General features: G+C 36.3%; 4 protein-coding genes. 1 reads left to right on the top strand and 3 read right to left on the bottom strand.

Annotated elements, in window-relative coordinates:
- The 3 genes from E7Z77_RS09465 to E7Z77_RS09475 all read right to left on the bottom strand — a co-directional run.
- Positions 1 to 490 (bottom strand): metallophosphoesterase (locus E7Z77_RS09465; RefSeq protein WP_292753432.1); only part of this gene is annotated, 490 nt, incomplete at its 3' end.
- Positions 491 to 495: 5 nt separating this feature from the next.
- Positions 496 to 846: a nascent polypeptide-associated complex protein gene (locus tag E7Z77_RS09470; protein ID WP_292753434.1), complete on the bottom strand. Its 351-nt coding sequence runs from the start codon at positions 844 to 846 to the stop codon at positions 496 to 498.
- Between the two features lie 87 nt (positions 847 to 933).
- On the bottom strand, positions 934 to 2,076 hold the full coding sequence (locus E7Z77_RS09475) for an aldo/keto reductase (RefSeq protein ID WP_292753437.1): 1,143 nt from the start codon (positions 2,074 to 2,076) through the stop codon (positions 934 to 936).
- Between the two features lie 182 nt (positions 2,077 to 2,258).
- On the opposite strand from E7Z77_RS09475, the gene E7Z77_RS09480 reads away from it, so the two are divergent.
- Positions 2,259 to 2,569 (top strand): DNA-3-methyladenine glycosylase I (locus E7Z77_RS09480; protein WP_292753440.1); only part of this gene is annotated, 311 nt, incomplete at its 3' end.

A 2,569-nucleotide genomic window follows, 5' to 3' on the forward strand; every position in this document is an offset into this window, starting at 1 on the left:
CTGCATCAGATAAAACATTACGCTCCCTTCCGGTTTGAGGAATGGAAATTACATGATGGTGCAGCGCAACAATTGCAAAATGTTCCTTAATTACACATTCATCCAACTGATGCTCCAACCACATATGTTGAGGAGTTCCAATATGACCCCTGCTTTCATCGGGAGAACTGCTGTCAAGACCAATGACTGTGAACTTGTCACCCAAAGTCAGTTTCCAGCTTCTCTCACCGATCAATTCTTCAAATGTCTGATAACCTAAATTACGTGAGTCATGATTTCCAGGAATTGCAAATAATGGTGCTTCAAACAGGGACAGATATCTGGTTGCCTGTTCGAACTCCTTATAATAACCGTTATTGGTGAGATCGCCCGTAAGTATAATCATGTCCGGCTGCAGATTATTTATCTCCGCCACAGCCTGCATAAAGATTTCTTCGTCAAAATCTGCTCTGCTTATGTGTAAATCTGATATGTGTGCAATAACTGTCATTTTATCTATTGATTTAACTTCATAATTGCTTCAGCTAAATCCCCTTTACATTCTTCAAGTGCTGCTCTAGCTTCATCTTCAGAAACGTTAGCACTGTTAGCTACCATTTCAACATCTTCGTCAGGGATTTCAATTTCATATTCAAGTTCGACTTCACGAGCTTGACCTTCAATTTGGTAGGTTTCCTGACCCATCACATTCATTAGACTAACACTAGGATTATCAATAATCAATTCTTTTTCATCGAAACGGATAATGACTTCACGGACACCTTCTAACTCTTCCATTTTCATGCCCATTTTTTTCATTTGCCTTTCCATTTGTTTCATTTGTTTTTTATTCATACCAGGTATCATAATTAATCCTCTATAAAATAACTATTTATAATTATATTTTTAATTGTTATTAATAATTTGGTTGGGTTAAAAAAAGTGAAAATGGATTTAGTTTGTAAATCCATAAATTTCTGTTTCAAATGTTTCTACAACATCCTTCAAGATTTCAGGAATGTTGATTTGCTGAGGGCATTCATCAATGCAGGATTCACATTCACTGCAATCGGATGCAATTCCCACGCCATCAAGCCTTGAATAGTTCAAATAAGCATTTCCAAATTGAGTCCAGTCATCTTTTTCCAAAATTTTATGCTTATTGTATAAATCAAATATCTTAGCTATGTCTATTTCTTCAGGACATGAATCGACACAGTATCTGCATTTGGTACAGTCCACTGTGATGTTGCTGTTGATAATTTCTGAAACATCCTCAAGGATTTTCAATTCCTCATCGTTCAATGGGTCTGCATTCTTAAATTCTTCAATATTGCTTTCAAGCTGTTCCAGGTTGCTTGCACCAGTATAAACTACACAAACTCCATCCAAGTTTGCCACAAATCTCATAGCCCATGAAACTACAGACCTGTCAGGATTATAATCCTTCATGAGTTTTTCAGCTTCTTCAGGAACGTCAGCAAGAAAACCTCCTTTATAAGGTTCCATAATCATCACAGGAACATTATATTTTCTTGCAACTTCAAGACATTTACGGGATTCGATTCCCTCATCTTCCCAGTCCAAATAATTGATTTGCAATAATACAAACTCCAGTTCAGGATGTTCAAATAAAAGTTCCTCCAGAAATTCCGCATTGCCATGAGTGGACAATCCAATATGCTTTATGAACCCATCTTCTTTTTTCTTTTGAATGAATGAATATAAGTCAACATTCTTCCAGGCGGTTTCAGTCAATCCGCTTACGTTATGCAGCAAATAATAATCAAAGTAATCCACACCACAGTTTTCAAGTTGCTGCGCAAATAGGGGCTCAAGCTGTGACTCTTCAGTGATTACAAACAATGGCAATTTGGTTGAAATCTTATAGGAATCCCTAGGATACCTTTCAACGACTGCCTTTCTGAAAGCGGCTTCACCAACACCTTCATGATATACGAAAGCTGTGTCAAAGACGTTGAATCCGCTTTCCATATATTTATCAACCATTTCTTTTACCTGGTCAATGTCAATGCTTGTCTGGTCATTTTCATCCACCAAAGGAAGTCTCATTAACCCCATACCCAATTTTGCCATATTTCTCTCCTCAATTAATTTTAAAAATCCAATCCTAAGTCATTAGATTGAACAATGACTTTATAGTTACTATTAATTCTATATGATATATATTTTTTTCACACCCTTGAACTAGAAAATGGAATATTGTCCGTTGAAGAATTTTAAAAATTATATATAGTAATTAAATGAAAAATACTCCCATGAACAAGAAAAGATGCAGTTGGGCTACAGACGTCGAAGAAATTTATGTAAAATACCATGACGAGGAATGGGGAGTTCCAACTCATGATGAAAGGGAACTGTTCGAATTTTTGGTGTTGGAATCCTTTCAGGCCGGCCTTTCATGGATTACAATCTTAAAAAAGCGTGAAAACTTCAAAAAGGCATTTGATAACTTTGACATTGAAAAAGTAGCCGGTTACGATGATGCTAAATTCAATGAGTTAAGGGAAAATGCTGGAATTATCCGACACAAGGGAAAAATTGCAGCTGCAATTAACAATGCACAGAT

The sequence above is a fragment of the Methanobrevibacter sp. genome (genome assembly GCF_015062985.1).
Lineage (GTDB): Archaea > Methanobacteriota > Methanobacteria > Methanobacteriales > Methanobacteriaceae > Methanocatella.

Coding starts and splice junctions, on each gene's coding strand:
- E7Z77_RS09470 (WP_292753434.1), bottom strand. CDS start 846: ATGATACCTGGTATGAATAAAAAACAAATGAAACAAATGGAAAGGCAA.
- E7Z77_RS09475 (WP_292753437.1), bottom strand. CDS start 2,076: ATGGCAAAATTGGGTATGGGGTTAATGAGACTTCCTTTGGTGGATGAA.